We start from the raw sequence: 24,194 nt of genomic DNA, 5'->3' as shown, positions 1-24,194 counted from the left end.
TTGCAAACGCTCGCCACGAAACCGCTAATCCTTCCATTTCCTGCCCGGTAGACCCCGGCACAAGGCCGGGGTGACGAGTAGGGGAGTGATTACCGCCCCTTCTTCGCCTCCGCGGTCCGCAGCAGCCGCAGCACGTTGCCGCTCCACATCTTCTCGATGTCCGCCGCCGAATAGCCGGCCGCGACCAGCCGTTCGGTGACCTTGGGCAGCGCGTCGATATCCTCGAAGCCCTTGACCCCGCCGCCGCCGTCCCAGTCTGCGCCGAAGCAGACATGATCGACTCCGGCGACTTTGATCAGGTGCAGCACCAGCCGCATATAGGTCTCGAAATCGGCGTCCTGCACCGGCGATGTCGCGTCGAGCGCGCGGATTTTCCGGACCAGTTCGGCCTGCTCGGCAGGAGATAGCTTGCCCATCTCCTCGGCCTGGTCCGAAAGCGCGCTGCGCTCGGGAGTCGATCGCATCGTGTTGAGATAGGCGGCATTGGCGCAGATCGCTCCGCCCGACGCCGCCAGCTTGCGGATCCGCGCATCGTCGAGGTTGCGCGGATGATCGAAGATGCCCTTCGCGCCCGAATGCGACAGGATCACCGGCGTCTTGGACAATGCGATCATCTGGTCGAGCACGTCGTCCGAGGCATGGCTGGCATCCAGCACCATCCCCAGCCGGTTCATCTCGGCGACCCATTGCTTGCCCAACGGGCTCAACCCGTTCCACTTCGGCTTGTCGGTCGCCGAGTCCGCGAACTGATTGTTGCGGAAATGCACCGGTGACGCCATCCGCACGCCGCGCTTGTAGAACTCGCCGAGCAGGGAAAGGTCTTCGCCGATCGGATAGCTGTTCTCGATGCTGATATAGCCGAAGCGCTTGCCGGCCTTGTCGAGCCGCGCGGCGTCGCTCGCCTGCGTCGCCAGCCCGATCCGGTCGGGGAATTTGGCCAGGGTCGCGTGGATCTCGTCCGAACGGTTGAGCGCGAACGCCTTCGCCGCGGCATAGCCTTCGGCGGTCAGCGGGCCTTGCGACGTATAGATGACGAAGAACCCGCCATCCAAGTCGCCTTCGTCCATCCGCCCGAGATCGACCTGGACCAGATCGTCTTCATATTTGTGCCGATCACCGAAGCTCCAGCCGGGCCGGCTGAAATAGACCGGCGTGTCGAGATGCGTGTCGAGCGTCAGCAGCCGCTGGTGGAGTGTTTCGCCGCCGCCGGTTGCGGCATGCGGCGTGGCGCAGGCGCTGGTGGTGAGCAGGGCAAGCAGGACGAGCTTCTTCATTCGGGCACCTCGGCTGAGACAATAGTCCCCAGCATGGCGCGGGCCGCGACGCCAGTACACCCCACCGAGAACGCCAGCCTCATAGCTCCCCGGAATACCTGTCCTGCGAGCCTCGTGCGTAAGGACGATCAAATACTCACCAGTGCAATCTGTACTTGTATGTGAAAATTGTTAGCGCTAATAAACATGACGGCGACCCTGCCCGATCAGAGGCGGGGAGCGTGCGGACAAAGGGACGAGGGCACGGCATGCGGCCGAACTCGCCTTTCCGCGGATGAGGAGGGGGAGTTTGATGACTGAGGTTCGTTCCGGTCCCGGCGCATCGCGCGCACTATCGATTCGCCGCGGTGTTTCCACGCTGGCGCTGATAGCCACCGGCTGGATCGCGCCGGCCTTGGCCGCCGATGATCCGCCCGCCGTTCCGCCCGTGCAGGACCAGACCCAGGCCCAGGCCGATGCGCCCGCCGCGGAGACGCAGGATCAGGAAACGATCGTCGTCACCGGCATTCGCGCCTCGCTCACCAGCGCGCGCAACATCAAGCGCAACGCCGATCAGATCGTCGACTCGATCACGGCGCAGGACATCGGCGCGCTGCCCGACCGCTCTGTCTCCGAAGCGCTCCAGCGCATCCCTGGCATCACCCTGCAGCGCACCAACGAGAATCGCGACCCCGCGCGTCTCGCCGCGGAAGGCGGCGGCGTCTTTATCCGCGGGCTTTCCTGGGTCCGCTCCGAAACCAATGGCCGCGACATCTTCTCGGCGAACAACGGCCGCGGGCTGAGCTTCGAGGACGTCTCGCCCGATCTCCTCGCCGGCGTCGACGTCTACAAGAACCCGTCGGCCGAGATGGTCGAAGGCGGCGTGGGCGGCATCGTCAACCTGCGCACGCGCAAGCCGTTCGATCAGGAGGGCCAGCTCCTCGCGATCTCGGGCGACTACAACTATGCCGATATGCGCGAGAAGGGCTATTGGTCGGGCAACGCGCTCTACAGCAATCGCTGGGACGTCGGCATCGGCGAAGTCGGTATCCTGCTCTCGGGCAGCATCAACAATATCGGCAACCGCACCGACAGCATCCAGCTCGGCACCTATACGGTGCGCGCCAATAGCGGCGCTCCGGCGGCATTCCAGAACATCCTCGTCCCCTCGTCGCTCGGCTGGCGCCGGATCGACTGGGAGCAGAAGCGCACGTCGTTCAACGGCTCGGTCCAGCTGCGTCCCGAACCCGACATGACCTTCACCTTCGAAGGCTTCATCTCCTCGGCCGATCCCAAGGACGTCGAGCATGCCGAGGGCGTCTACCAGCTGCCGGATTACGACAGCACCTATCAGGTCAACAGCGACGGCGTGCTCCAGGCCGGCACCTATCGCAACGCCAACATGGACCTCGACACCCGCTACGGTGAATCGCACAAGGTCACGCGCGACTATTCGATCAACTGGAAATGGACCCCCGGCGACCGCTGGGCGATCAGCGCCGACGTCCAGCGCATCCACTCGACGTCGGACGTGGTCAGCTTCACTGCGTTCACCGAATTCGGTGTCGCCGGTTCCGATCTATCCAATCCCGGCTTCGATCCGCGTCGCCCGGACATCAGCTTCAATCTAAGCGGCAACACGCCCAGCGTGACCACGCGCGAGAACGGCGCCTCGCTCGCCGCCCAGAATAATTACTGGTGGGCCGCGGCGATGGACCATCTCGAACAGAACACCGCCGGCGAATGGGCCGAACGGCTCGATGTCGAGTATAAGTTCGACGACAACAGCTTCTTGAAGTCGTTCCGCGCCGGCGTCCGCGCCACCGATCGCGAGGCGGTCACGCGCCAGACGGGCTATAATTGGGGCCTGTTGTCGATGCAGTATTGGATGGCGGGCGGGAATCCCGTCTATCTCAACCAGACCGGATCGCCGGCCAATTCCGGGCTGCCGCAACAGACCGAACAATATAATTATGATGACTTCTTCCGCGGCAGCGTTGCGGTACCGGGCGTGGGCTGGTTCCCGACCGTAGACCTGCTCGCCAACGGCAACACCAAGGCATATGAATATCTGCGCTCCACCCAGACCGCGGGCTGGGGCTGGTCGCCGCTGACCGACAACAGCTTCGATGCCGCCAATCCGGGATCGGACAACGTCCTCGGCGGCGTCGCGACCCAGAACGAGAAGACGCTCGCCGGCTATGGCATGCTGCGCTTCGGCGCCGGTATCGTCGACGGCAACATCGGCGTCCGCGTCGTTCGTACCAAAAATGAGGCCACCGGCTATCTGAGCGTCGGCACGATCACGTCGAATTGCACGCTCACGCCTACGGCGCCGGCCTGTTCGGCGCTTACTTCCGCGCTGGCGTTCTCGAACAACGGTGCGGGCGGGCGGCTGTCGAACGCGACCTATCAGAACATTTATACCGACGTGCTGCCGACTCTCAATCTGCGGTTCAAGGTGACCGACGATCTCCAGCTGCGCTTCGCTGCCGGCCGCGCGATGGTGCGCCCCAATTTTTCGCAGCTGCGGCCCTATGCCTCGTTGAGCTTCACGCTGGATCCGGTCCTGCCGGTGCTGCTGCCGCAGCCGCTCGGCCTGACCGGCCAGGCGGGCAATCCGTACCTGAAGCCGACCAAGTCGGACCAGTTCGACTTCAGCGCCGAATATTATTTCGGCCGCTCGAACAGCATCACCTTCGCGGCCTTTTACAAGGATATCCGCAACTACATCATCTCGGGCAATTCCAACGAAACCTATACCAACAACGGCCAGGAACTGACCTTCAACGTCACTCGCGCAGTCAATGGCGAGAAGGGCAAGATCAAGGGCTTCGAGCTTGCCTACACCCAGTTCTTCGACATGCTGCCCGGCGCGCTGGGCGGGTTCGGCTTCCAGGGCAATCTGACCTACGTCGACAGCACCGGCGGCGCCAACCAGCCGATCAACACGCTCGATCCCAACCAGATCGGCAACGCCAACGACACCACGCTGCCGCTCGAGGGCATGTCGAAATGGAGCTACAACGTCGCGGCGATCTACGAGAAATACGGCGTCTCGGCCCGGCTCGCCTATAACTGGCGCTCCGAATATCTGCTGACCACCTCGGCAGCGAACCTCAACGCGCCGGTATGGTCGGAGGATTATGGCCAGCTCGACGGCTCGATCCTCTTCAACGTCACGAACAACATCAAGATCGGCGTGCAGGCGACCAATCTGCTCAACACGCGCACGTTCCTGGATGTCGGAGGTGCGGTCCTCCATCCGCGCTACAGCTGGACGGATACCGACAGGCGCATCGCCGGTATTATCCGGGCCAGTTTCTGATCCCAGAAACTAGGCGGCGTTCCCTCGGGGACGCCGCCACTCTTTCTTCCGGTTTCCTTCGCGCCTAACCTCGGGGCGTTCATGTCCGATACGGTCATCCGATCCATCATCATCGTCGGCGGCGGCACCGCCGGCTGGATCAGCGCGGCCGTGCTCTCGCGCTTCCTCGATCCCAAGCGCTGCAGCATCACCCTGATCGAGTCCGAAGAGATCGGCACCGTCGGCGTCGGTGAGGCGACCGTCCCGCTGATGCAGCATCTCAACGGCCTGCTCGGCATCGACGAGCGCGAATTCGTCAAGGCGACGCAGGGCAGCTTCAAGCTCGGCATCGAGTTCCGCGACTGGGGCAGCATCGGCAACACCCATTTCCACGGCTTTGGCGATTATGGCGACGCGATCGAAGGCATCGCCCCGCACCATCACTGGCTCAAGCTGCGTGGCGAGGGCGACTCCACTCCGATCGACGAATACAGCCTGCCCTCGGCGATGGCCCGCCGCGGCCGCTTCGCGCCGCCGTCGCCCGATCCGGCGAGCCAGACCTCGTTCTATCGCTACGCCTTCCACTTCGACGCTATCCTGTATGCCCGCTTCCTGCGGACCTATTGCGAGCAGCGCGGCATCCGACGGGTCGAGGGGAGGGTGGTGAATGCCGAGCTCGAAGGCGAAACCGGCCGCATCGCCGCGGTGCTCACCGCCGACGGACAACGCCATGCGGCGGACCTTTTCATCGATTGCTCGGGCTTCCGCGGGCTGCTGATCGAGGAAACGCTCGGCACCGGATATGAGGACTGGCGCCACTGGCTCCCGTGCGACAGCGCAGTCGTCGCCCCCAGCGCGCCGGTGGGCCCGCCGGCGCCGTACACGCTCTCCACCGCGCGCGAAGCCGGCTGGCAATGGCGCATCCCACTCCAGCACCGCATGGGCAACGGCTATGTCTATTCGACGCGCTTCACCGATGACGCGCGCGCCCGCGATCTGTTCACCGCCAATGTCCAGGGCAAGCTCCTCGCCGATCCGCGCGTGCTACGCTTCACCACCGGCCGCCGCCGCAAATTCTGGAACGGCAATTGCGTGGCTATCGGGCTCGCCGGCGGGTTCATGGAGCCGCTCGAATCGACCAGCATCCAGCTGATCCAGACCGCGATTGCGCGGCTGATCGATTATTTCCCCGATCGCAACTGGGACCCGCGCATCGCCGATGAATATAACCGCGTCACGACGAGCGAGTTCGAGCGGATCCGCGACTTCCTGATCCTGCATTACTGCCTCACGCGCCGCGAGGATGCTCCGCTCTGGGACTATTGCCGGACGATGGAACTGCCCGACACGCTCGCGCACAAGATCGAGACGTTCCGCGCCGCCGGCCGGGTGCCGTTGCTTGCCGAGGAATCCTATCAGGAACCGAGCTGGGTCGCGATCTTCGCGGGCAATGGCTTCCTGCCCGATCGCTACGATCCGCTGGTCGACCGGATCGACTCCGAGAAGCTGCGCGCCGGGCTGGCCCAGCGCCGCCGGCTGCTCGTCCGCGCCGCCGAGGCGATGCCCCCGCACGAAGTGTTCATCCAGCGCTGCTGTCCGGCCGAGGCGGCGTGAGCGCCGATCCGATCCGCTCGATCCTGATTGCCGGTGGCGGCACCGCGGGGTGGATGGCGGCGGCGGCGCTCTCGGCGGCGTTCAAGCCGCACCAATGCCGCATCACGCTGGTCGAATCCGACGAGATCGGCACCGTCGGGGTCGGCGAGGCGACGATCCCAACGATCCAGCTTTTCAACAAGCTGCTCGGCATCGACGAGCGCGACTTCGTCCGCGAGACGCAGGGGACGTTCAAGCTCGGCATCGAATTCGTCGGCTGGCTGCGTGAAGGCGAGCGCTACTTCCACCCCTTCGGCCGCTACGGCGACGATTTCGGCTTCGCGCCCTTCCATCAGCAATGGCTGCGTGCCCGGGCGCTCGGCAACTCGCTCCCGCTCGATGCCTGGTCGCTCAATCACCAGGCGGCCTATCGCGGCAAGTTCGAGATCCCTACGCCGCAATCGCCCCGCGTCTTCTCGACCTGGTCCTACGCCTATCATTTCGATGCCGCGCTCTACGCCCGGTATCTCCGCAGCTTGGCGGAGAGCCGGGGCGTCGCGCGCCTCGAAGGCAAGATCGCCGAGGTGATCCTCCGCCCGGAGAACGGGTTCGTCGAGCGCCTTACTCTCGCCGACGGCCGCAGCCTCGAAGCCGATCTATTTCTGGACTGCACCGGCTTTCGCGGCCTGATCACCGAAGCGCTGGGCACCGGCTATGACGACTGGACCCAATGGTTGCCCTGCGACCGCGCGTTGGCGGTCCCCTGCACCCGCGTCGCCGACCCCGAGCCCTACACCCGCTCCACCGCCCGCAAGGCCGGCTGGCAATGGCGCATCCCGCTTCAGCACCGCACCGGCAACGGCCAAGTCTATTGCAGCGGCGCGATCGCGGATGACGAGGTCCATGCCGATTTGCTCGCCAGCCTCGACGGCGCTCCCGAAGCCGATCCGCGCATGCTGCGCTTCACCACCGGCCGCCGCCGAAAGGCGTGGAACCGCAACGTCGTCGCGCTCGGCCTCGCCTCGGGCTTTCTCGAGCCGCTGGAGTCGACCAGCATCCACTTGATCCAGACGGGGATCTCCAAGCTGCTATCGTGGTTCCCCGATCGTAATTTCGATCCGCTGCTCGCGACCGAGTATAACCGCCTCGTCGACGCGGAGATGGAATCGATCCGCGATTTCCTGGTCCTCCACTACCATGCCAACGCGCGCGAAGAGCCGTTCTGGCGCCAGTGCCGAGCCATGCCGATCCCGGACACGCTCGCGGAGAAGATGGCGATGTTCCGTGCCAATGGCCGGCTGATCGAGCGCCAATATGATCTCTTCCACCCGCCGAGCTGGCTTGCGGTGCTGCTGGGGCAGGGGGTGCACCCCGCCGCGCACGATCCGCTCGCCGACACCGTCCCGCCGCAGGAACTCGCCGCGATCCTCGCCGGCATGCGCCAGGTGATCGACCAGACTGCCGACCGCATGCCCAGCCACCAGCAATATATCGACCGGCATTGCCGCGCCGCCCCGCGCACGACGATGCCGCTCGCATTCCAGGAGGCCCTATGAAGCTGCGTATTCTCCTCCCCTTGATGCTAGCGAGCGTTCCCGCCGCGGCGCAGGACATCCAGGCGGGCATCACGTCGGCCAAGACCGCCGGCACGGTAATCGTCAGCGCCGATCCTGCGCTGTCCCACGGACGGCTGGTGCTCCGCATCGCTGCGCAGAACCGCACTCAAGCCCCGGCGCCGTTCGGACCCGCATCGGTGAGGATTGCGACTGCTGCCGGCGAACCCGTGCCGATCCGCCCGCTCGGCGCGCTGATCGCCGATGTCCGCGGGGAAGGCGGTGAAACCCGCGGCGCGGTTGCCGGCGTGGTCGAGGCCCCGGCGATCGGCACCAATAATGCCGGCCAGCGCGACGTCGGCGGCTATACCGGCAGCATGGGCACCGCGGTCGCGCAGGGCAGCCGCAAGCGCAAGGCAAAGCCCGATCCCGCCGCCGAGGCGCAGGTGGCGGCGTTACGGGCCGGCATCCTCACGGACGGCACGATCGCGCCGGGCGCGGTCGTCGCGGGCCAGCTGGTCAGCGAGAAGATCAAGTTCCGCAACAAACGCGAACGCGGCCTGGTGGTGACCGTGACGCTGGCCGGGGAGGCACACAGCTTCGCGTTCGACGCGCCGGAGTAAGCTGCGTTCTCGGCCGCTATGCCGATCTTCCCTGCATTACCGTCGGCTTGATGTCGGTGAACTTGGCGATGTCGGCCCGCACATCGGCGATTGCCGGATTGGCCAGCCCGGCCCGCAACGCTTCGGGCGAGGCGAACTGGAAATGCGCGATCATCACATAGGCGGGTGGGGCACTGCCCATCGCCACGCCCTCGATCAGGATGACATTGGCGGCACCCATGACTTTCATCGCCAGCGGGATGTGGGTGGCGCGATAGTAAGCGAGATCGAAGCGCGCGCCCTCCTTGCTCGGGTACAGGACGTTCAGGCTCGCCATCGGTGCCGAAGCACCTAGAGCTGCCTCGGGGGATAGGATCGTCACTGCACCAACACTCGCGGCCATGCCTCGGCCGAAATCGCGCCTGTTCAGCATCACGTCGCTCCTTGTCAGTTCACGGCCACGTCGCCAGCTTCACCTTGAGCACCTGCGGCTGCCCGGTGAAGTTCAGCCCGTAATCGGTCTGGTCACCGTTCCACACTCGCTCGAACACCCATTTGCCGTCGGCGAAATGGCCTTCCTCGACGCGGTCGAACATCAGATTATGATTGCCCGGCTTCGTCAACGCGAATTCGATCCGCGCATCGAAGCCAGTGACCAGGAATTCATCCGGCCCCAGCCGCGCGACCGCCATCCCGCCGAGCGGCTCGGCATTGCCCGTGGGGGCTTCAAACCCGAACTGGTGCCGCCCGAACGTAACGGTTGCCTTGTACGCGCCGAGGTCGAGCGTCTGGCTGTGCTTTGCCTCGGGATCGGTTGGTTCGGCGACGCCCCAGACTTCGCTTTCGAACGCCAGCCGGGCCCATTCGCGCTGCATCGGCCGGAACAGCCGGTAGTTCCGCGCGAACAAGTCGATCGTCGCCGCGTCGAGCTTCGGCGCGCCCAGCGGGAAGTTCGAATAGCCGCTCGCGTCCATCCCGAACACCGACCAGCCGATCGCGCCGCGCCCGATCGTCGGGAAGAAGTACCGCGCATAGCTCCGCGCATTCCCCGTCTCGGGCACGAACAGCGCATTGTCCGCCCGCGCATAGGCGTCGAGAAAGCCTAGATATGCCTTGTGATCGGGATTGTAGATGTCGGGCCCGACCAGCTCGAGATGCGGCGCCGCGGCCTTGTACACGTCGATCACCGTGTGCGCCGGGCCGCCGCTGGCATAGGTGTTGGGATCCTGCCAGCCGAACGGGCTGCCCGTCAGCGCGGCATTGGCGTACATCGGCAGCGGCTTGACTGCCTTGCCCGCCGCGGCGATCGCATCGATGTAGCTGGCGACATGCCAGCTGTGGAAGAACAGCTCGGCATCGCGGCCATAGACCTGCGCCCAACTTCCCGGCCGCTTCCCGGTCTGTTTCAACAAAGCCGCCGGCACCGGGCCCGCGAACAGCGTGTCCGCCGCCGCCGAATGATCGCGCGCGCTGCTATAGGTGCCCGGCTCATTCTGCACCTGCATCATGATCACGGTGTTCTGCGGATCGGTCTCGCGCAGGCGCCGCATCAGGGCGACGAACGCCTTCTTGTCCGCCTCCAGCGTCGATTTCGCCAGCGGGGTGAAGGCATAATGCGCCTTGCCCTCGCGGCCGATCATCCGCGGAAAGCGCTTGTTGTCCTTCTTCACCCAGCCCGGCGCATAGGCCGTCCCGGTGTTCTTCCATGTCGCGAACCACAACAGCACCAGCCGCACGTCATGCTCGCGTGCCTGCGCCAGCAGCGTATCGACGAACGAGAAGTCGAACCTGCCTTCCACCGGCTCGATCTGCTCCCACGCGATCGGCACCTGGAGCGTGTTGGCCTGAAGCTGGTCGATCACCGGCCACACCTTGGGCAAGGCGGCGGGATAGTTGCTCGAATTGTTGACCTGGGCGGCGAGCATCAGGAACGGCGCGCCATCGACGATCAGCGCATGCCGCCCGCCCTTCGAGACGATGCTCGGCACGTCCTGCGCCGCCGCGGGGAGGGCGAGCAGCAGCGCTGCCAGCAACCCGACCACTCGCTTCATATATCCTCCTATTCGGCTGCGTCCGCCGCCAACATCTGCTTGCGATAGCCGAAAGTCGCGAGGCTCGATGCCTTCATCTCGATCGAAAAGCCCGGCGCGGTCGGCGCGCGATAGGCGCCGCGCTCCACTAGGCATGGCTCGATGAAATGCTCGTGGAGATGGTCGACATATTCGATCACGCGCCCGTCCATCGTGCCCGCAAAGGCGAGATAGTCGATCATCGCGAGATGCTGGACATACTCGCACAGGCCCACGCCACCGGCATGCGGGCACACCGGCAGATCGTATTTCGCCGCCATCAGCAGCACGGCTAGCACTTCGTTGACTCCGCCCAGCCGACACGCGTCGATCTGCACCACATCGATCGCGCCGCGCATGATGAACTGTTTGAAGACCACCCGGTTCTGGCACATCTCGCCGGTCGCGACACGCAGCGGGCGGACCGCCTCGCGGATCGCGCGATGCCCCTCGACATCGTCGGGGCTGGTCGGCTCCTCGATGAACCACGGGTCGGCAAAGGCGAGCGCATGAAGATGGCGGATCGCCTGATCGACTTCCCAGACCTGGTTGGCGTCGATCATCAGTTTCCGCTCGGGGCCGAGCACTTCGCGGGCGATCGTCGCGCGACGGATATCGTCGTCCACCGAGCGCCCTACCTTCAATTTCACATGCTCGAAGCCCTGCGCCACCGCCTCGCGGCACAGCCGTTCGAGCTTGGCATCCGAATAGCCGAGCCACCCCGCCGACGTGGTGTAGGCCGGATAGCCGTCGGCGCGTAGCGTCGCGAAGCGCTCGGCCTTGCCCGCCGCGCGCGTCTCCAGCAGTGCGAGACCCTCTTCGGGCGTGATGCAATCGGTGATATAGCGAAAGTCGATCAGCCCGATCAGCTCGGCGGGCGACATCTCGCCGATCAGCTGCCACAACGGCTTGTCCGCTGCCTTGGCCAGCAGGTCCCACACGGCATTGACCACGGCGCCGGTGGCGAGGTGGATCACCCCTTTTTCCGGCCCGATCCAGCGCAGCTGGCTGTCCCCGGTTACGTGCCGCCAGAAACGCGCGCCGTCGTCGCGGATCCAGTCGAGATCGAGCCCTTCGACCAGCGGCGCCAGCGCCTCAATCGCCGCGCAGACGATATCGTTGCCGCGTCCGATCGTGAAGGTCAGCCCATGGCCTTCCAATCCCGGTTCGTCGGTTTCCAGCACGCAATAGGCTGCCGAATAATCGGGGTCCGGGTTCATCGCGTCCGAGCCGTCGAGCAGTTGCGACGTCGGGAAGCGGACGTCGAGCACGCGCAAAGTACGGATGATCGTCACGCGGCGTCAGCGGCCTCCCGACCCGCATTTCGGCTTTTCGCACGCGCCTTCTCAGCCATCGATCCCGCTGCCCCCTCCCGCACGGTCCAATCGTCCGGACCTTGCACTGCATGTTTGCAGATGATTATGATTTTCATAGGTGGGAATTGCGTGTGGCGCAAGTTTCCTGTTGTGATAAGTGGCGCCAAGCGAGCGGTGAACCGCAGGCAAGGGGAGGGGCAATGGTACGGCGGCAATGTTTCGCGCTCGATTTGGTCGATGATGCCGCGCTGATTGCCGAGTATGAGGCGCGGCATGCCCCCAATGCGGTCTGGCCGGCGGTGCTGGCGTTTCTGCGCGCGCAGGGCGTCGAGGCGATGGAAATCTGGCGCACCGGCGATCGCATGGTGATGATCGCCGAGGTGGCGGACGATTATCCCCGCGCCGTCGAAACCCCGCCCGAGATCGACGAATGGGAGGCGTTGATGTGGCGCTTCCAGCGTGCGCTTCCCCATGCCGGCCCGGACGAGAAATGGGTGCCGATGCAGCGCATCTTCACTTTCGGAGCCGGCGAATGATCGCGTCGCGTCGGTTGGGAAACACGAGCCTGCACTTGCCGGAACTCGGCTTCGGCACGGCGCCGCTGGGCAACCTGTTTCGGGCGGTATCCGATGCCGATGCCGCGGCCACGATCGCCGCCGCGCTCGCCGCGGGCATGCGCTTCGCCGACACGGCGCCCTATTACGGTTTTGGCCTTGCCGAGGCGCGGCTCGGCGTCGGGCTGCGCGGCGAACACGCGATCGTCTCGACCAAAGTCGGCCGCCTGCTCGAACCGGTCGCCGACGCCGCGCTGCCCGAGGAACGCCACGGCTTCCGCTCGTCCGAACCCTATGCGCCGGTCTACGACTATTCCTATGAAGGCGTGCTCCGCGCGCACGAGGCGAGTCTCACTCGGCTCGGCGTCGATCGGGTCGATATCCTGCTGGTCCACGATATCGGCCGGCTGACTCATGGCGATCGCCATCCGGCGATGCTGGCGCAACTGGTCGAAGGCGGCGGCCTTCGCGCACTCGCCCGGCTGCGCGATCAGGGCGCAATCGCTGCGTTCGGCATCGGGGTCAACGAATGCGAAGTCGCGCTCGAGCTGCTGGACCGCGGTCCGCTCGACCTTATCCTCCTCGCCGGGCGCTACACCTTGCTCGAACAAGGCGCGCTCGACGCGCTGCTGCCGCGCTGCGAAGCCTCGGGCACGGGGATCGTGATCGGCGGTCCATACAATAGCGGGATATTGGCGGGGCAGGGGCCAGACGCCGACGCGCGGTATGACTATGCGGCCGCGCCCGCGCCGGTGATCGACAAGGCGCGCCGCCTCGAAGCGGTCTGCGCGCGGCACCAAGTCGCGCTGGGCGCCGCCGCGCTCCAGTTCGTGCTCGCGCATCCCGCGGTCGCCAGTGTCGTGCCCGGGCTGGCGAGCGCCGCCGAGGTCGCCGATACGATCGCGCGCTACACCGCGCCGATCCCCGCCCAGCTCTGGGCCGAACTCAAGCTCGAAGGACTGTTGCGCGCCGATGCGCCGGTCCCGACCCGGTTCAACTCTCAAGAGGTTCGTACGGCATGACGGGACGGCTCGCGGGCAAGACGGCGATGATCACCGGTGCGGCGCACGGCATCGGCCGCGCCACCGCCGAACGCTTCCTCCTCGAAGGCGCGCAGGTCTGGGCAGTAGATCGCGACGCCGAGGCACTCGCCATGCTGAACGGCTGCGTGCCGCGGCGCGTCGATATCTGCGACGCGCAGGCAGTCGAGGCGCTGATCGCCGAGGCGCCGCCGCTCGACATCCTCTTCAATTGCGCCGGCATGGTCGCCGCGGGCACGATCCTCGATTGCAGCGAGCAGGACTGGCAGGCCTCGTTCGACCTCAACGTAACCGCGATGTACCGCCTTATCCGCGCCGCGCTGCCGAAGATGCTGGCCAATGGGGGCAGCTCGATCGTCAACATGGCGTCGGTCGCCAGCACGATCACCGGCGTGCCCAATCGCTTCGCCTATGGCGCCTCCAAGGCCGCGGTGATCGGCCTCACCAAGGCCGTCGCCGCGGACTACGTCGCGCAGGGCATCCGCTGCAACGCGATCTGCCCCGGCACCGTCGATACCCCCGCGCTCCACGAGCGCCTGCGCGCCACCGGCGACTACGACAACGCGTTGCGCGCGTTCAACGCCCGCCAGCCGATGGGCCGGCTCGGCAAGGCGGACGAGATCGCCGCATTGGCGCTCTATCTCGGCTCGGACGACTCCGCCTTCACCACCGGCCAGATCCACGTCATCGACGGCGGCTGGACGGTTTAGGTCCTGGATGCACGTATCGCGGATGGCTGGAGTGGTGGTTAGCTGCCGCTCGCCTTCTGCGTGCCCACTTCATCGTCACCCCGGCCCTGTGCCGGGGTCCACTGTGCGGCACGCGGGCGCCTCTCACCTCTTGCTTCTCGCCCACTGCTTGGTGGACCCCGGCACAAGGCCGGGGTGACAGGTGGGGAATGGCGACTGCTTAGGAGGAGCGGCGATTCCCGCTGGCAATCCAAATTAATGAGCTTCCGCAACTGGAGCGAAAGCGGGCGCCTGCGTTCCGGCGCTAGATCCGGCTGTCGCCTTCGACCAACTGCTCGGAAATCTGCGTCGCCGCCAGCCGGACCAGATCCCCAGTCTCCTTGGGCGAAATCGAAGGCTGGAGCTTCTTGAGATACGGCACGGTCAGCGCCGCCGCCGCCATCCCGCCGCGCATCACCGGCGCCGAGATGTCGGTCACGCCCGCGACGAACTTGCTCGGCGTCATCTCGACCTGGCGCTCGCGAATCTCGTCGGCATGCGCGCGGAATTCGGCGAGTTCGGCGTCCGAAAGCTGGGGGGCGAGCAGGCTTTCCCAGCGCCGCCGGACATCCTCGGGCTGGAAGGCGTAGAGCACCAGCCCCGACGCCGCCTGCACCAGCGGCCGGCGATAGCCGACGCGCACCGAGAAGCCGAGCTGCTCGCTCGATTCCATCCGTGCCACCACCACCATCTCGCCCTGGGTGTGCAGTGCGAGGTGGCACGACTGCCCGACGCTCGACGCGAGCTGGCGCATCACCGGCAGCGCTGCCTCGATCAAATTGCGCGTGCGCGGCTGCTGCATGCCCAGCGAGAACAGCCGGTCGGTGAGGCGATACCCTTCGTTCGAAGCGTCCTGCTCGATATAGCCGCGGAATTCGAGCACCTGGACCATGCGGAACAGTTCGCCATGCGAGCGCGCCAGCCGGTTGACGATCGCCGTAAGCGTCATCGGCCGCGCCTCGCTCGCCAGCAGCTCGAGAATGTCGAGCCCCTTTTCGAGCGCAGGTGCCCGGTAGCGCGAATCGATCTCGCTCTTGTCGTCAGCGGCCTTCTTCACGGCACCCCCTCATGGCGTTCTTCTCCGCACCGTGTATCTGTTGCCGGCCCCGGAATGAAGATGGGCACGCAGGCGATAGTGGCACAGCATTGCATTCGCATGTGAAGAATGTTTTTATATGCGCAAGCTCCGCAGAGAGCCGCGCAGGGGAGGACGTCATGGAAGCCCGAACGCCGTTTGCTGCGCCCGTGGATGTGCCTCAACGCCGCCGCGGCACCGCCGGGCTGCTCCCGATCGCGCTGATCGTCGCTTTGTTCTTCCTGTGGGGCGTGGCGAACAACCTCAACGACGTGCTGATCCCGCATTTCCGCAAGCTGTTCACACTCGGCGATTTCCAGGCCGGGCTTGTGCAGTCGGCATTCTATCTCGGCTATTTCTGCCTCGCGATCCCCGCGGCGCTGTTCATGCGGGCATGGGGGTATCGCGCCGCGGTGCTGACCGGGCTTGGGCTCTACGGGCTTGGCGCGTTGCTGTTCTGGCCGGCCGCGGGTGCGCAGAGCTATCCCTTCTTCCTCGCCGCGCTGTTCGTCATCGCCAGCGGGCTCGCTTTTCTGGAGACCTCCGCAAACCCGCTCATCGCCCGGCTCGGCTCGGAGGAAACCGCGGCGCAGCGGCTCAACCTCGCCCAGGCGTTCAACCCGCTCGGCTCGATCGCCGGCGTGGTGCTGGGCAGCCAGCTCATCCTGTCGGGCGTTACCGTCACCCCCGAACAGATGGCGGCGATGACCCCCGCCGCGCTCGCGGCATGGCGTGCCGACGAAGCCGCGGCGCTCCAGCTTCCTTATCTGCTCATCGCCTTCGTGGTGATCGGCTGGGCCGTGCTGATCCGCACCGTCCGTTTTCCTCCCGTGGCGACCGAGCGCGACGTGGAGGAAGGCGTCGGCGCGCTCGATGATTTCCGCGCGGTGCTGCGCGAGCGCCGCCTGCGCTTCGGCGTCGCCGCGCAATTCTTCTATGTCGGCGCGCAGGTTGGGATCTGGAGCTATCTCATCCGCTATGCGCAAGTCGCGGTGCCCGGCACCGGCGAGCATCGCGCCGCGGGCTGGCTCACCCTGTCGCTCGCGCTGTTCATGGCCGGCCGCTTCGCCGGTGCGGCGCTGATGGGCCGCGTCGCCGCGCTGCCGCTGCTCGCGGGCTTTGCCGGCATCGCTGCCTTGCTCTGCCTCGTCGCAACCGCGATCGGCGGGAGCATCGGCGTCGCCGCGCTGATCGCGACCAGCTTCTTCATGTCGATCATGTACCCGACGATCTTCGCCGAATCAGTGGCGGGGCTCGGCCGGCGCACCAAGTCTGCCGCCGCATTGCTGGTGATGGCGATCATCGGCGGCGCCGTGCTCACCGCGCTGATGGGCTATGTCTCGGATAGCAGCGGGTCGATCCTCTGGGCGATGCTGGTGCCCGCGGGCTGCTTCCTCGTCGTCCTGGCGTTCGCGCTGCGCGTGGGGACCCTGCGGGCTTGATCGACGCGCATGTGCATGTCTGGCGGATCGGCGCGCATGGCTGCTCGTGGCCCGGCTCCGATCTTCCCGCCCTCTACCGTGATTTCACGCTATCCGACTATCGACGCGCTACAGGGCAGGTCGAAGGCGTGTTGCTCGTCCAGAGCCAGCCCGCCGCTGCCGACACGCAATGGCTGCTCGGTCTCGAAGATCCGCTGATCGCCGGTATCGTCGGCTGGGCCGATCTCGCCGCGCCCGACGCATTGCAACAGGTCGCGGCGCTGGCGGCGCAGCCATGCCTCAAGGGCTTGCGACCGATGGTCCAGGATCTCGCCGCGGACTGGTATGATCACGCCAACGATGCCGCGCTGGCCGCAATGGCGGCGCAGGGCCTGGTGCTGGACGCGCTGATCCGTCCGCAGCACCTCGATGCGCTCGCCCGGCTGGCGGTGCGGCATCCCGACCTGGCCATCGTCATCGATCACGCCGCCAAGCCCGATTCCGCCGGTTTCGACTCATGGAAACGCGCCATCGACTCGATCGCCCGCCACGCGAACGTGCATTGCAAGCTGTCGGGACTGGTGACGGAAAGCGCGGAGATCGCCGCAGTAGCCGAATTGCTGTGGCACGCTTTCGGACCCGGGCGTCTGCTCTGGGGGAGCGACTGGCCGGTTATCACCCTGGCCGCAAGCTTAAGCGACTGGCTGGAAATGTCGCGATCGCTGATCCCCGCGGAGCATCACGACGCAGTGTTCGGCGCCAATGCGCGGCGGCTCTATCGACTGTAGCGCAGGACGGCCGGACGGCGGAAAAGGGAGTTAAACGCCGCCCGACCGCACCCCTTAGGGGGGAACCCTGCGGAGCCCAACCTTCATACTCCTGAATAGGTCTGCCGAACAGTACGCATTACACCGGATTGGGACAGTCAGGGCAGCGGCGTGATTCCTTCGGCGCGCACTTTCCAGCCCTGCCGCGGAAAGCCCGGCGCGGGTCCCTGCGACCCGTCCCAGCCCTGTGCCATCATGCCCACCGCAAGCAGCAAAGAGCCATTGGACGGGAAGTAGGTTTCCGCTGCGCGGGCATAGCCAGGACCGTCCGGCCCCGGCCCCGCATTCCCGGCGGCAGGCCCGACCAGCTGCTTTTCTTCCTCCAGATGCACCCGCGGCGTCATCCCGCTCACCCCCCAGCGATTATTGGGCACGTCGCGGAACAGCCAGTCGACGGCCTTGTCCGGATCGCCGAGCCGCGCCGCAGTCATCGCCATGACGGGAAAGTCCCAGCCCCAGGTCTGGCGCAGATCCCAGTGCGCTTCGGTTGCCGCCAGCGTGCGGCCCATCGTCGCGGGATCGACGCGCCCCGGGATCAGCCCATGGGCCATCAGAAACGAAGGATGGTCGCGGTTGAGGCATCGCGGCGGCGTGGCATGGCGGCTGCACGCGGCCGAAGCGCTGGTCTTCCAGAAATCGGGCGCCGTCTCGACCGGCAGATACAGCCCGTCGCGCTCGGGAAGCGGGGCGAGCCGGGCGATCACGCGATCCCATTCCGCATTGCGCGCAAGGCCGCGGCGTTCCCGCCAGCGCTGCGCCGTGCCGAGCGCCCAGCGATAATATTCCAGCTCGAACGCCGGATTGCGCGTGGTCAGCGGCGGATGATTTTCCTGCACCGGGATGATCGGGGGCCCGAGCACGAGGCGGTCGCCGTCGGCCGTCGGCCAGCTAGCAAGCAATTGCGCCGTCTGCTCGACCATCTCGCCATAGCGCGCCAGCACCGCGCGGTCCTCGTCGCGCGCGCGCCATGCCAGTTCGGCGAGATAGATCGGATGCGGCTGCTGCCACATGATGAAGGGGTTTACCGTGCTCGGGCTGTTCCACCCGTTCGGCCCGGTCATCTTGCTCCACCACGCGCCCTGCACTCCGTGACGCTTCGCGAGCGCCTGCGCCGGGGGCAGCATCTTCACATACCAGCCAAGGCTGCGCTCGAGCAGCGCCGGGCGCCCCCAGCTCGCCCAATGCGCGGCATGGAAGATCGGCATCTCCAGGTGAAACTTGCCGTTCCAGCTGTTCGAGAACAGCCCTTCCTCCTGCGGCGGCAGGTCGCCTGCCTGGTTGATCGCCGCAAGATATTGCGAGAGCACTACGCGGCGTTCCAGCTCGGACGCGCGCGGATCGCTGCTGCCGCTGAAATCGATCGCGCCGCCCTGCATCCAATAGTCGCGCCAGTGCCGCGCGACCGCCGCGGTATCCTCAGTCCCTGGCGTACGACGCTCCCGTTCGAAGCTGACGGTGACGTCCAGCCGCTCGCCACCGCGCCGCAACACGCGAAAGCCATGCGCTCCGGTGCGAGTGACTGCGCCGCCCTGCGCCAGGATCGCCGAGAAATAGCGTGTGGTGTCGAGCGTCCGCTCGGCCACCAGCCGGTCCGCCCGCTGTTCGACGATGCGGGTGCGGTGCGTGCCGTCCTGCGCCCAGTCCGACGGATCGGGATTGAGCTTCTTCGAAACCCCCGGATAGCGCACATCGACGCCGACACGACCCGCGGCGACCAGTGGCGAGCGGATCGACACCATCACCATGTCGCGCGTCGGATGCACGCGAGTCTCGACGCGTACCGGCTGGCCATCGAACACGAAGCTGCTGGTCAGCGATCCCGACCACATGTCGAGCTCTTGCTGCGTCGCGCTCAGGTCGGAAAACACTGCCTGCGTGCCGTCGCGCCGGAGAAGCGTCAGGCTTATCCTGCCGAGCGAAAACCGATGCGGGTTCTCGCGCAGCCATTGCAGCGCCGGCCGCGTGTCGAGTTCGGCCCAGTCGCGGATCCACGGATAGGGCTGCATGCCGCGCCCGGGCACCGGCACCATCACCAGCCCGTCGCGCTCGGTATATCCCTTGGGATTGGGGAAGCTGTGCCACGCCCATTGCGCCATCGTCAGCAACGGCGCGGTTGGCGAATATTGCTCGGGAAAGGTCTGCAGCCCGGTGATGTCGGCCGTGAAGCCCAGATTGCCGTTGCCCAGCATCAGCGGCGCGTGTGCGTCGACCCGGGTCAGCGTCACATTGTGCCGCGTCACCAGCGCCTGCCGGTCGATCGGCTGGGCGAGGGCGGGGGCGGCGAGCGCGACGATGAAACACATCGTCACCCCTGCGACAGCCGGGACCCATCTCCATTGGCGAATAGTGGAGTTGGGCCCCCGCGTTTGCGGAGATGACGAAGGAAGGGCGGGGGCGTCGGCCAACCTAGGCTTTCTGCATCCGCGGCGGTTGCGCCACCGGGTCCTTGTGTCCCGGCATCTTGGCATAGGTCGGCCAGTCGAGCCCGGTGACCAGCTCGCCGATCTTTACCGGCTGCCCGGTCTCGAAGCATTTGTTCGCCGCGACGCCGACCAGGATCGATGCCGCCCCGCTGCGCTCGTCCGCCGCGCGCAGCAGCGGGTCCTTGGGCGCTCCGGGATCGAAGATGTCGGCGAGCATCACTGCATCGCCGCCGCCATGCCCGCCCGCGGCGCCGGTCTGCGGCACGATGTCGCGCGGGTTGCCGCGCATCGGCACGATCCGCGTCTTGATCCGGTCGTCCTTGCTGTGCCCGTCCGCCCCGGCGACGCCGGCCTGCTCGACCACGCTATGCTCCAGCCGGCCCTTCGTCCCGTTGAAGGCGATGTGATAGCCTTCCCAGGCGTTGAACGCGTTGAGGCTGTAGCTGAGCGTCGTGCCGCCGGAATAGCCGACCACGACGTTCATCGTGTCCTCGATGTCGATCTCGGGCCGCCACACGCACTGGTCGCGGAAATAGCCGTCATATTTCTCGTTATCGAGATACAACGCCTTCAATCCCGGATCGGCCGCCATGTCGAAGAAGAAGCTGCACTCGGCCTTTTCGGGGCAGGTGCGGCAGCGCTGGTGGGCGCCGTCCAACCCGAAGCGCTTGGCCATTTCAGGCGTGTAGAATTCGCGCTTGCCAGTGGCGTTGACGCTCACCGGCATATCGGAGAGCCACCAGTTGACCAGGTCGAAATGGTGTGTCGCCTTGTGGACCATCAGCCCGCCTGAGATTGCCTTGTTCGAATGCCAGCGGCGGAAATAGTCGGCGCCGTGGACGGTGTTGAGCAGCCACTGGAAATCGACCGACAGGATGTCGCCGATCTCGCCCGACATCAGCAGTTCCTTCACCTGGCTGCGGAACGGCGAATAGCGATAGTTGAAGGTGACGCGGATATGCCGCCCGCTGCGCTTGACCGCGTCGAGGATGCGCTGCGCCTTGGCGGCGGTGGTGGTCATCGGCTTTTCGGTGATGACGTCGCAGCCGGCGTCGAGCGCGCGGACGACATAGTCGTCATGGAATGCGTCGGGCGTCGTGACGATCACCGCGTCGGGCTTGAGCTCGCGCAGCATCTTGTCGAAATCGGCGGCGAGATAGGGCTTGGGCGGCTTGGCCCCGGCCTTGATCGCCTGCTGCGCGACATAATCGAGCCGGCCGGGATTGGTGTCGCACGCGGCGATGAGTTCGCCATGCGCCTTGTGCGGGCCCCATAGAGCCTGCTGGAACATCCGGTTGCGGCTGCCGACGCCGACCACGACATAGCGTTTGCGCTGGTCGACCGTCGCTGCGCTTGCATCGAGTGCCGCTGCCAGCGCGGTCCCCGCTGCAAGTCCGCCGAGCACGTCACGCCGCCGGACGGCGGGTCCTTCCGTACGATCCATGGTGTATCCTCTCATGTCGGGCTTTGCGCCCGTTATAGTCTTCGACGTTCAACGGTATTGCGTGCTCACCAGTGCGTCGCGGGTGATCTTGTCGATGCTGGTGCAGCCGGTCAGCGCCATTGCGACGCGCATCTCGGCATCGACCAGCTTGAGCATATGGCTGACCCCGGCTTCACCGCGCGCAGCGAGTGCAAACGCCCAGGCGCGGCCGAGCAGCACCCCCTTGGCGCCCAATGCGAGCATCCGCACCACGTCGAGCCCCGATCGCACGCCGCCATCGGCAAGCACGGTCAGCTTGTCGCCCACAGCATCGGCAATCGCGGGCAGCGCGTGCGCAGTCGATGGTACGCCGTCGAGTTGGCGACCGCCATGGTTGGAGACGACGATCCCGTCGGCGCCCAGCTCGGCTGCGGCACGCGCATCCTCGGCGTCGAGGATGCCCTTGATGATCAACGGCCCGTTCCAGCGCTCACGGATGAAGTCCAGATCGCGCCAGCTCACCGTCGGGTCGAAATTGTTGCGCATCCACGCGAAGAAATCCTCGAGCCCGGTATTCTTGCCGAGCACCGGCGCGACATTGCCGAGCTGGTGCGGCCGCCCGTGCAGACCGACGTCCCACGCCCATGCCGGGCGCTTCACTGCCTGCCACATCCGCCGCAGCCCGCCGGACATGCCGCGCGCGCCGGCAAGCCCCGAGCGATAGTCGCGATAGCGCGATCCGGGGACGGGCATGTCGACGGTGAACACCAACGCGTTGCACCCCGCCGCGGTCGCGGTGTCGAGCAATTCGCGCATGAAGCCGCGGTCGCGGATCATGTAGAGCTGGAACCAGAAGGGGGCTGTGGTATCGCGCGCCACTTCGCTCAGCGGGCATGCCGAAACGGTGGAAAGGCAGAAGGGGATGCCGGCCTTTTCCGCCGCCCGCGCCGCTTGCACTTCGCCGCGCCGCGCGTTCATCCCCGCCAGCCCGATCGGCGCCAGCGCCACCGGCATCGCCAGTTTCTGCCCGAACAGCTCGGTGGAAAGGTCGAGCGACGATACGTCCCGGAGAATCCGCTGGCGCAGCGCGATCGCCGCGAGATCGTCGATGTTCCGCCTGAGCGTCACTTCGGCGTACGAGCCGCCGTCGATATATTCGAACAGGAAATGCGGGAGGCGCCGGCGAGCAAGCTCGCGGTAATCGAGGGTGGAAGCTGCTCGTCTCATTGCCTGATATGTTGTGCCATAAGATGGAACCCGCTGTCGAGCCAGCTTCGGCGCTCGTCACGATGTGCGCAAGGCTTGGCGGTGGCCAGCGGTAAATGATAGCGCTCCCACCCGATAAGCAGGGGAGGCGCGTATGTGGAAGTTCTTGGGCGTGGGTCTGGCGCTTGCGGCGGCGCCGGCTGCCGCGCAGCCCCAGGCGAGCTTCACCAATCCGATCCTCTATGCCGATTATTCCGATCCCGACGTGATCCGCGTCGGCAGCGACTATTACATGGTCGCCTCCAGCTTCCATTTCTCCCCCGGCATCCCGGTGCTCAAGTCGCGCGACCTCGTCCACTGGAGCATCCTCGGCCATGTCCTGCCCAGGCTCCCCTTCGGCCCGCTCTACGACATGCCGGGGCCGCACACGCTGACCGACAAGATCTCCAAGCCGATCGGCGGCACCAAATATGCCAGCGGCGTCTGGGCGCCGAGCATCCGCCACCACGCCGGCAAGTTCTGGGTCTATTGGGCGACCCCCGACGAAGGCGTGTTCATGTCGACTGCGACCGACCCCGCCGGCCCGTGGACCGCGCCCGTCGCAGTCATCGGCAAGCCCGGGCTCGAAGACCCATGCCCGTTCTGGGACGAAGACGGCAGCGCGTGGCTGGTCCATGGCAAGGTCGGCGCCGGCCCGCTGATCCTACACCGCATGGCCCCCGACGGCGCAAGCGTGCTCGACGACGGCAAGGTGATCGCCGAGGACAAGGACAAGCTCCCCGTCCTCGAGGGCCCCAAGCTCTACAAGCGGAACGGCTGGTACTATATCTGGGCGCCGATCGGCGGAGTCGGCACCGGCCCGCAGGCGGTCGGCCGCGCCCGCGACATTCGCGGTCCCTATGAATGGCGCACCGTGCTCGAACCCGGCACGACGCCGGTCCAGGGCCCGCACCAGGGCGGCTATGTCGAGACGCCCTCGGGCCAGGGCTGGTTCGCGCATTTCAATTCGACCGGCGCGTTCGGCCGCATCGTCCACCTCCAGCCGGTGCGCTGGACCGGTGACTGGCCGCTGGTCGGCCAGCCGATCCCCGACAAGCAATCGGGCCAGCCGGTGCTCAGCCACGCGATGCCCGACACCGGCAACGCCCCGACCGCCGATCGCCTCCAGGATACCGACGAGTTCGGCGCGCCCGGGCTCGGCCTGCAATGGTCGTGGAACCACAACCCGCTCGACAGCGCGTGGAGTCTCGCGCGCCGCCCCGGCTGGCTCCGCCTCACCGCGCTCCCCGCCGAGCATCTCGCCGGCGCGCGCAACACGCTCACCCAGATTCTCCAGGGGCCGAGCACGCGAATCACCACGCGAATCGACATCAGCCGCATGGCCGAGGGCCAGCGCGCCGGGCTCACCCTGTTCGGCGTGCGGCCGAGCTGGATCGGCGTGGTCCGCAGCGACGGGATCAATCGACTCACGGTCGCGATCGAAGGTGACGAGGCGTCCGGGCCGCGGCTCGCCGGCGCCACCGTCATCCTCGCCGCCGATGTCAGCGAAGGCCAGATCGTCCGCTATTCGTACAGCCTCGACGGCCGCCGATTCGTGCCCCTGGGTAAACCGTCCTGGCTTGCGCGCTTCTCGTGGTGGAAGGGGTCGCGCCCTGGTCTCTTCACCTTTACCCGCGGCACGTTGGGTAGCGCGGGGTCGATCGACATCGACTGGTTCCGGGTGACTCGCGCCACGCCCTGAGCGCCGCCGCCAAACGCCCGACCGCGTGCCGCAAACGCACCGCCGCAAATGATACGCGGAACA

Annotated in this window: 18 protein-coding genes; 10 read left to right on the top strand and 8 right to left on the bottom strand. The window is 66.4% G+C overall.

The genetic code is table 11. The features are described 5' to 3' along the window. Positions 1-89 precede the first annotated feature (89 nt). On the bottom strand, positions 90-1,274 hold the full coding sequence (locus BXU08_RS07095; RefSeq protein ID WP_077509422.1) for a dipeptidase: 1,185 nt from the start codon (positions 1,272-1,274) through the stop codon (positions 90-92). 292 nt (positions 1,275-1,566) lie between these two features. Here BXU08_RS07095 and BXU08_RS07090 point away from each other — a divergent pair, with 292 nt between their 5' ends. From BXU08_RS07090 to BXU08_RS07075, 4 genes are all read left to right on the top strand, one after another. Beyond that, complete coding sequence (locus tag BXU08_RS07090; protein WP_077509421.1) at positions 1,567-4,581, top strand: TonB-dependent receptor; 3,015 nt, start codon at positions 1,567-1,569, stop codon at positions 4,579-4,581. Positions 4,582-4,662: 81 nt separating this feature from the next. Further along, on the top strand, positions 4,663-6,174 hold the full coding sequence (locus BXU08_RS07085) for a tryptophan halogenase family protein (RefSeq protein WP_077509420.1): 1,512 nt from the start codon (positions 4,663-4,665) through the stop codon (positions 6,172-6,174). After that, a complete protein-coding gene (locus BXU08_RS07080; protein ID WP_150125451.1) occupies positions 6,171-7,709 on the top strand; it encodes a tryptophan halogenase family protein in 1,539 nt (512 codons plus the stop codon). Before BXU08_RS07085 ends, BXU08_RS07080 begins: the two co-directional genes overlap by 4 nt. Beyond that, positions 7,706-8,329 carry a hypothetical protein gene (locus BXU08_RS07075; protein ID WP_077509419.1) on the top strand — a complete coding sequence of 208 codons (624 nt, stop codon included), beginning with the start codon at positions 7,706-7,708 and terminating at the stop codon, positions 8,327-8,329. The genes BXU08_RS07080 and BXU08_RS07075 overlap by 4 nt, the downstream gene beginning before the upstream one ends. Before the next feature lie 16 nt (positions 8,330-8,345). Here BXU08_RS07075 and BXU08_RS07070 read toward each other — a convergent pair whose 3' ends face one another. Genes BXU08_RS07070 through BXU08_RS07060 form a run of 3 tightly spaced genes read right to left on the bottom strand, consistent with a single transcriptional unit; the run spans position 8,346 to position 11,672 of the window. After that, entirely contained in the window at positions 8,346-8,741 is a 396-nt protein-coding gene (locus BXU08_RS07070) for an EthD family reductase (RefSeq protein ID WP_216352908.1), read from the bottom strand. Between the two features lie 19 nt (positions 8,742-8,760). Then, entirely contained in the window at positions 8,761-10,359 is a 1,599-nt protein-coding gene (locus BXU08_RS07065) for a DUF5597 domain-containing protein (protein WP_077509417.1), read from the bottom strand. 8 nt (positions 10,360-10,367) lie between these two features. Then, positions 10,368-11,672, bottom strand: a complete 1,305-nt coding sequence (locus tag BXU08_RS07060) for an L-fuconate dehydratase (protein WP_077509416.1) — start codon at positions 11,670-11,672, stop codon at positions 10,368-10,370. A gap of 221 nt (positions 11,673-11,893) precedes the next feature. Here BXU08_RS07060 and BXU08_RS07055 point away from each other — a divergent pair, with 221 nt between their 5' ends. From BXU08_RS07055 to BXU08_RS07045, 3 genes are read left to right on the top strand one after another with little or no spacing between them, the layout of a single operon-like run. Then, positions 11,894-12,229 (top strand): L-rhamnose mutarotase, encoded by a 336-nt coding sequence (locus tag BXU08_RS07055; RefSeq protein WP_077509415.1) that lies wholly within the window; start codon positions 11,894-11,896, stop codon positions 12,227-12,229. Next, the gene (locus tag BXU08_RS07050) at positions 12,226-13,269 is read left to right on the top strand and encodes an aldo/keto reductase (RefSeq protein WP_077509414.1); all 1,044 of its coding nucleotides are present in this window, start codon (positions 12,226-12,228) and stop codon (positions 13,267-13,269) included. Before BXU08_RS07055 ends, BXU08_RS07050 begins: the two co-directional genes overlap by 4 nt. Then, positions 13,266-13,997 (top strand): SDR family oxidoreductase, encoded by a 732-nt coding sequence (locus tag BXU08_RS07045; RefSeq protein ID WP_077509413.1) that lies wholly within the window; start codon positions 13,266-13,268, stop codon positions 13,995-13,997. Before BXU08_RS07050 ends, BXU08_RS07045 begins: the two co-directional genes overlap by 4 nt. Positions 13,998-14,280: 283 nt before the next feature. On the opposite strand, the gene BXU08_RS07040 is transcribed toward BXU08_RS07045, so the two are convergent. Beyond that, on the bottom strand, positions 14,281-15,072 hold the full coding sequence (locus tag BXU08_RS07040) for an IclR family transcriptional regulator (RefSeq protein WP_077509412.1): 792 nt from the start codon (positions 15,070-15,072) through the stop codon (positions 14,281-14,283). Positions 15,073-15,230: 158 nt separating this feature from the next. Here BXU08_RS07040 and fucP point away from each other — a divergent pair, with 158 nt between their 5' ends. Further along, complete coding sequence (gene fucP, locus BXU08_RS07035; RefSeq protein WP_077509411.1) at positions 15,231-16,532, top strand: L-fucose:H+ symporter permease; 1,302 nt, start codon at positions 15,231-15,233, stop codon at positions 16,530-16,532. Further along, positions 16,529-17,299 (top strand): amidohydrolase, encoded by a 771-nt coding sequence (locus BXU08_RS07030; protein ID WP_077509410.1) that lies wholly within the window; start codon positions 16,529-16,531, stop codon positions 17,297-17,299. Before fucP ends, BXU08_RS07030 begins: the two co-directional genes overlap by 4 nt. A 137-nt stretch (positions 17,300-17,436) precedes the next feature. On the opposite strand, the gene BXU08_RS07025 is transcribed toward BXU08_RS07030, so the two are convergent. From BXU08_RS07025 to lldD, 3 genes are all read right to left on the bottom strand, one after another. Next, the gene (locus tag BXU08_RS07025; protein WP_077512109.1) at positions 17,437-19,641 is read right to left on the bottom strand and encodes a hypothetical protein; all 2,205 of its coding nucleotides are present in this window, start codon (positions 19,639-19,641) and stop codon (positions 17,437-17,439) included. Positions 19,642-19,744: 103 nt separating this feature from the next. Beyond that, a complete protein-coding gene (locus BXU08_RS07020; RefSeq protein ID WP_077509409.1) occupies positions 19,745-21,205 on the bottom strand; it encodes a Gfo/Idh/MocA family protein in 1,461 nt (486 codons plus the stop codon). Positions 21,206-21,253: 48 nt separating this feature from the next. Beyond that, positions 21,254-22,411: an FMN-dependent L-lactate dehydrogenase LldD gene (gene lldD / locus BXU08_RS07015; protein WP_077509408.1), complete on the bottom strand. Its 1,158-nt coding sequence runs from the start codon at positions 22,409-22,411 to the stop codon at positions 21,254-21,256. Between the two features lie 133 nt (positions 22,412-22,544). On the opposite strand from lldD, the gene BXU08_RS07010 reads away from it, so the two are divergent. Then, positions 22,545-24,131 (top strand): glycoside hydrolase 43 family protein, encoded by a 1,587-nt coding sequence (locus BXU08_RS07010; RefSeq protein WP_077509407.1) that lies wholly within the window; start codon positions 22,545-22,547, stop codon positions 24,129-24,131. Positions 24,132-24,194: the final 63 nt, after the last annotated feature.

Source organism: Sphingomonas sp. LM7 (genome assembly GCF_002002925.1).
Classification (GTDB): domain Bacteria; phylum Pseudomonadota; class Alphaproteobacteria; order Sphingomonadales; family Sphingomonadaceae; genus Sphingomonas.
The sequence above is the reverse complement of the archived record's forward strand: the minus strand, read 5'-3'. Positions and strand labels throughout refer to the sequence as shown.

What these genes read in the sequence shown, in the direction of transcription:
- BXU08_RS07010 (WP_077509407.1), top strand. Translation starts at nt 22,545, where the DNA reads ATGTGGAAGTTCTTGGGCGTGGGTCTGGCGCTTGCGGCGGCGCCGGCT.
- BXU08_RS07075 (WP_077509419.1), top strand. Translation starts at nt 7,706, where the DNA reads ATGAAGCTGCGTATTCTCCTCCCCTTGATGCTAGCGAGCGTTCCCGCC.
- BXU08_RS07070 (WP_216352908.1), bottom strand. Translation starts at nt 8,741, where the DNA reads ATGCTGAACAGGCGCGATTTCGGCCGAGGCATGGCCGCGAGTGTTGGT.
- BXU08_RS07055 (WP_077509415.1), top strand. Translation starts at nt 11,894, where the DNA reads ATGGTACGGCGGCAATGTTTCGCGCTCGATTTGGTCGATGATGCCGCG.
- fucP (WP_077509411.1), top strand. Translation starts at nt 15,231, where the DNA reads ATGGAAGCCCGAACGCCGTTTGCTGCGCCCGTGGATGTGCCTCAACGC.
- BXU08_RS07050 (WP_077509414.1), top strand. Translation starts at nt 12,226, where the DNA reads ATGATCGCGTCGCGTCGGTTGGGAAACACGAGCCTGCACTTGCCGGAA.
- BXU08_RS07020 (WP_077509409.1), bottom strand. Translation starts at nt 21,205, where the DNA reads ATGGATCGTACGGAAGGACCCGCCGTCCGGCGGCGTGACGTGCTCGGC.
- lldD (WP_077509408.1), bottom strand. Translation starts at nt 22,411, where the DNA reads ATGAGACGAGCAGCTTCCACCCTCGATTACCGCGAGCTTGCTCGCCGG.
- BXU08_RS07045 (WP_077509413.1), top strand. Translation starts at nt 13,266, where the DNA reads ATGACGGGACGGCTCGCGGGCAAGACGGCGATGATCACCGGTGCGGCG.
- BXU08_RS07095 (WP_077509422.1), bottom strand. Translation starts at nt 1,274, where the DNA reads ATGAAGAAGCTCGTCCTGCTTGCCCTGCTCACCACCAGCGCCTGCGCC.
- BXU08_RS07085 (WP_077509420.1), top strand. Translation starts at nt 4,663, where the DNA reads ATGTCCGATACGGTCATCCGATCCATCATCATCGTCGGCGGCGGCACC.
- BXU08_RS07090 (WP_077509421.1), top strand. Translation starts at nt 1,567, where the DNA reads ATGACTGAGGTTCGTTCCGGTCCCGGCGCATCGCGCGCACTATCGATT.
- BXU08_RS07065 (WP_077509417.1), bottom strand. Translation starts at nt 10,359, where the DNA reads ATGAAGCGAGTGGTCGGGTTGCTGGCAGCGCTGCTGCTCGCCCTCCCC.
- BXU08_RS07025 (WP_077512109.1), bottom strand. Translation starts at nt 19,641, where the DNA reads ATGTGTTTCATCGTCGCGCTCGCCGCCCCCGCCCTCGCCCAGCCGATC.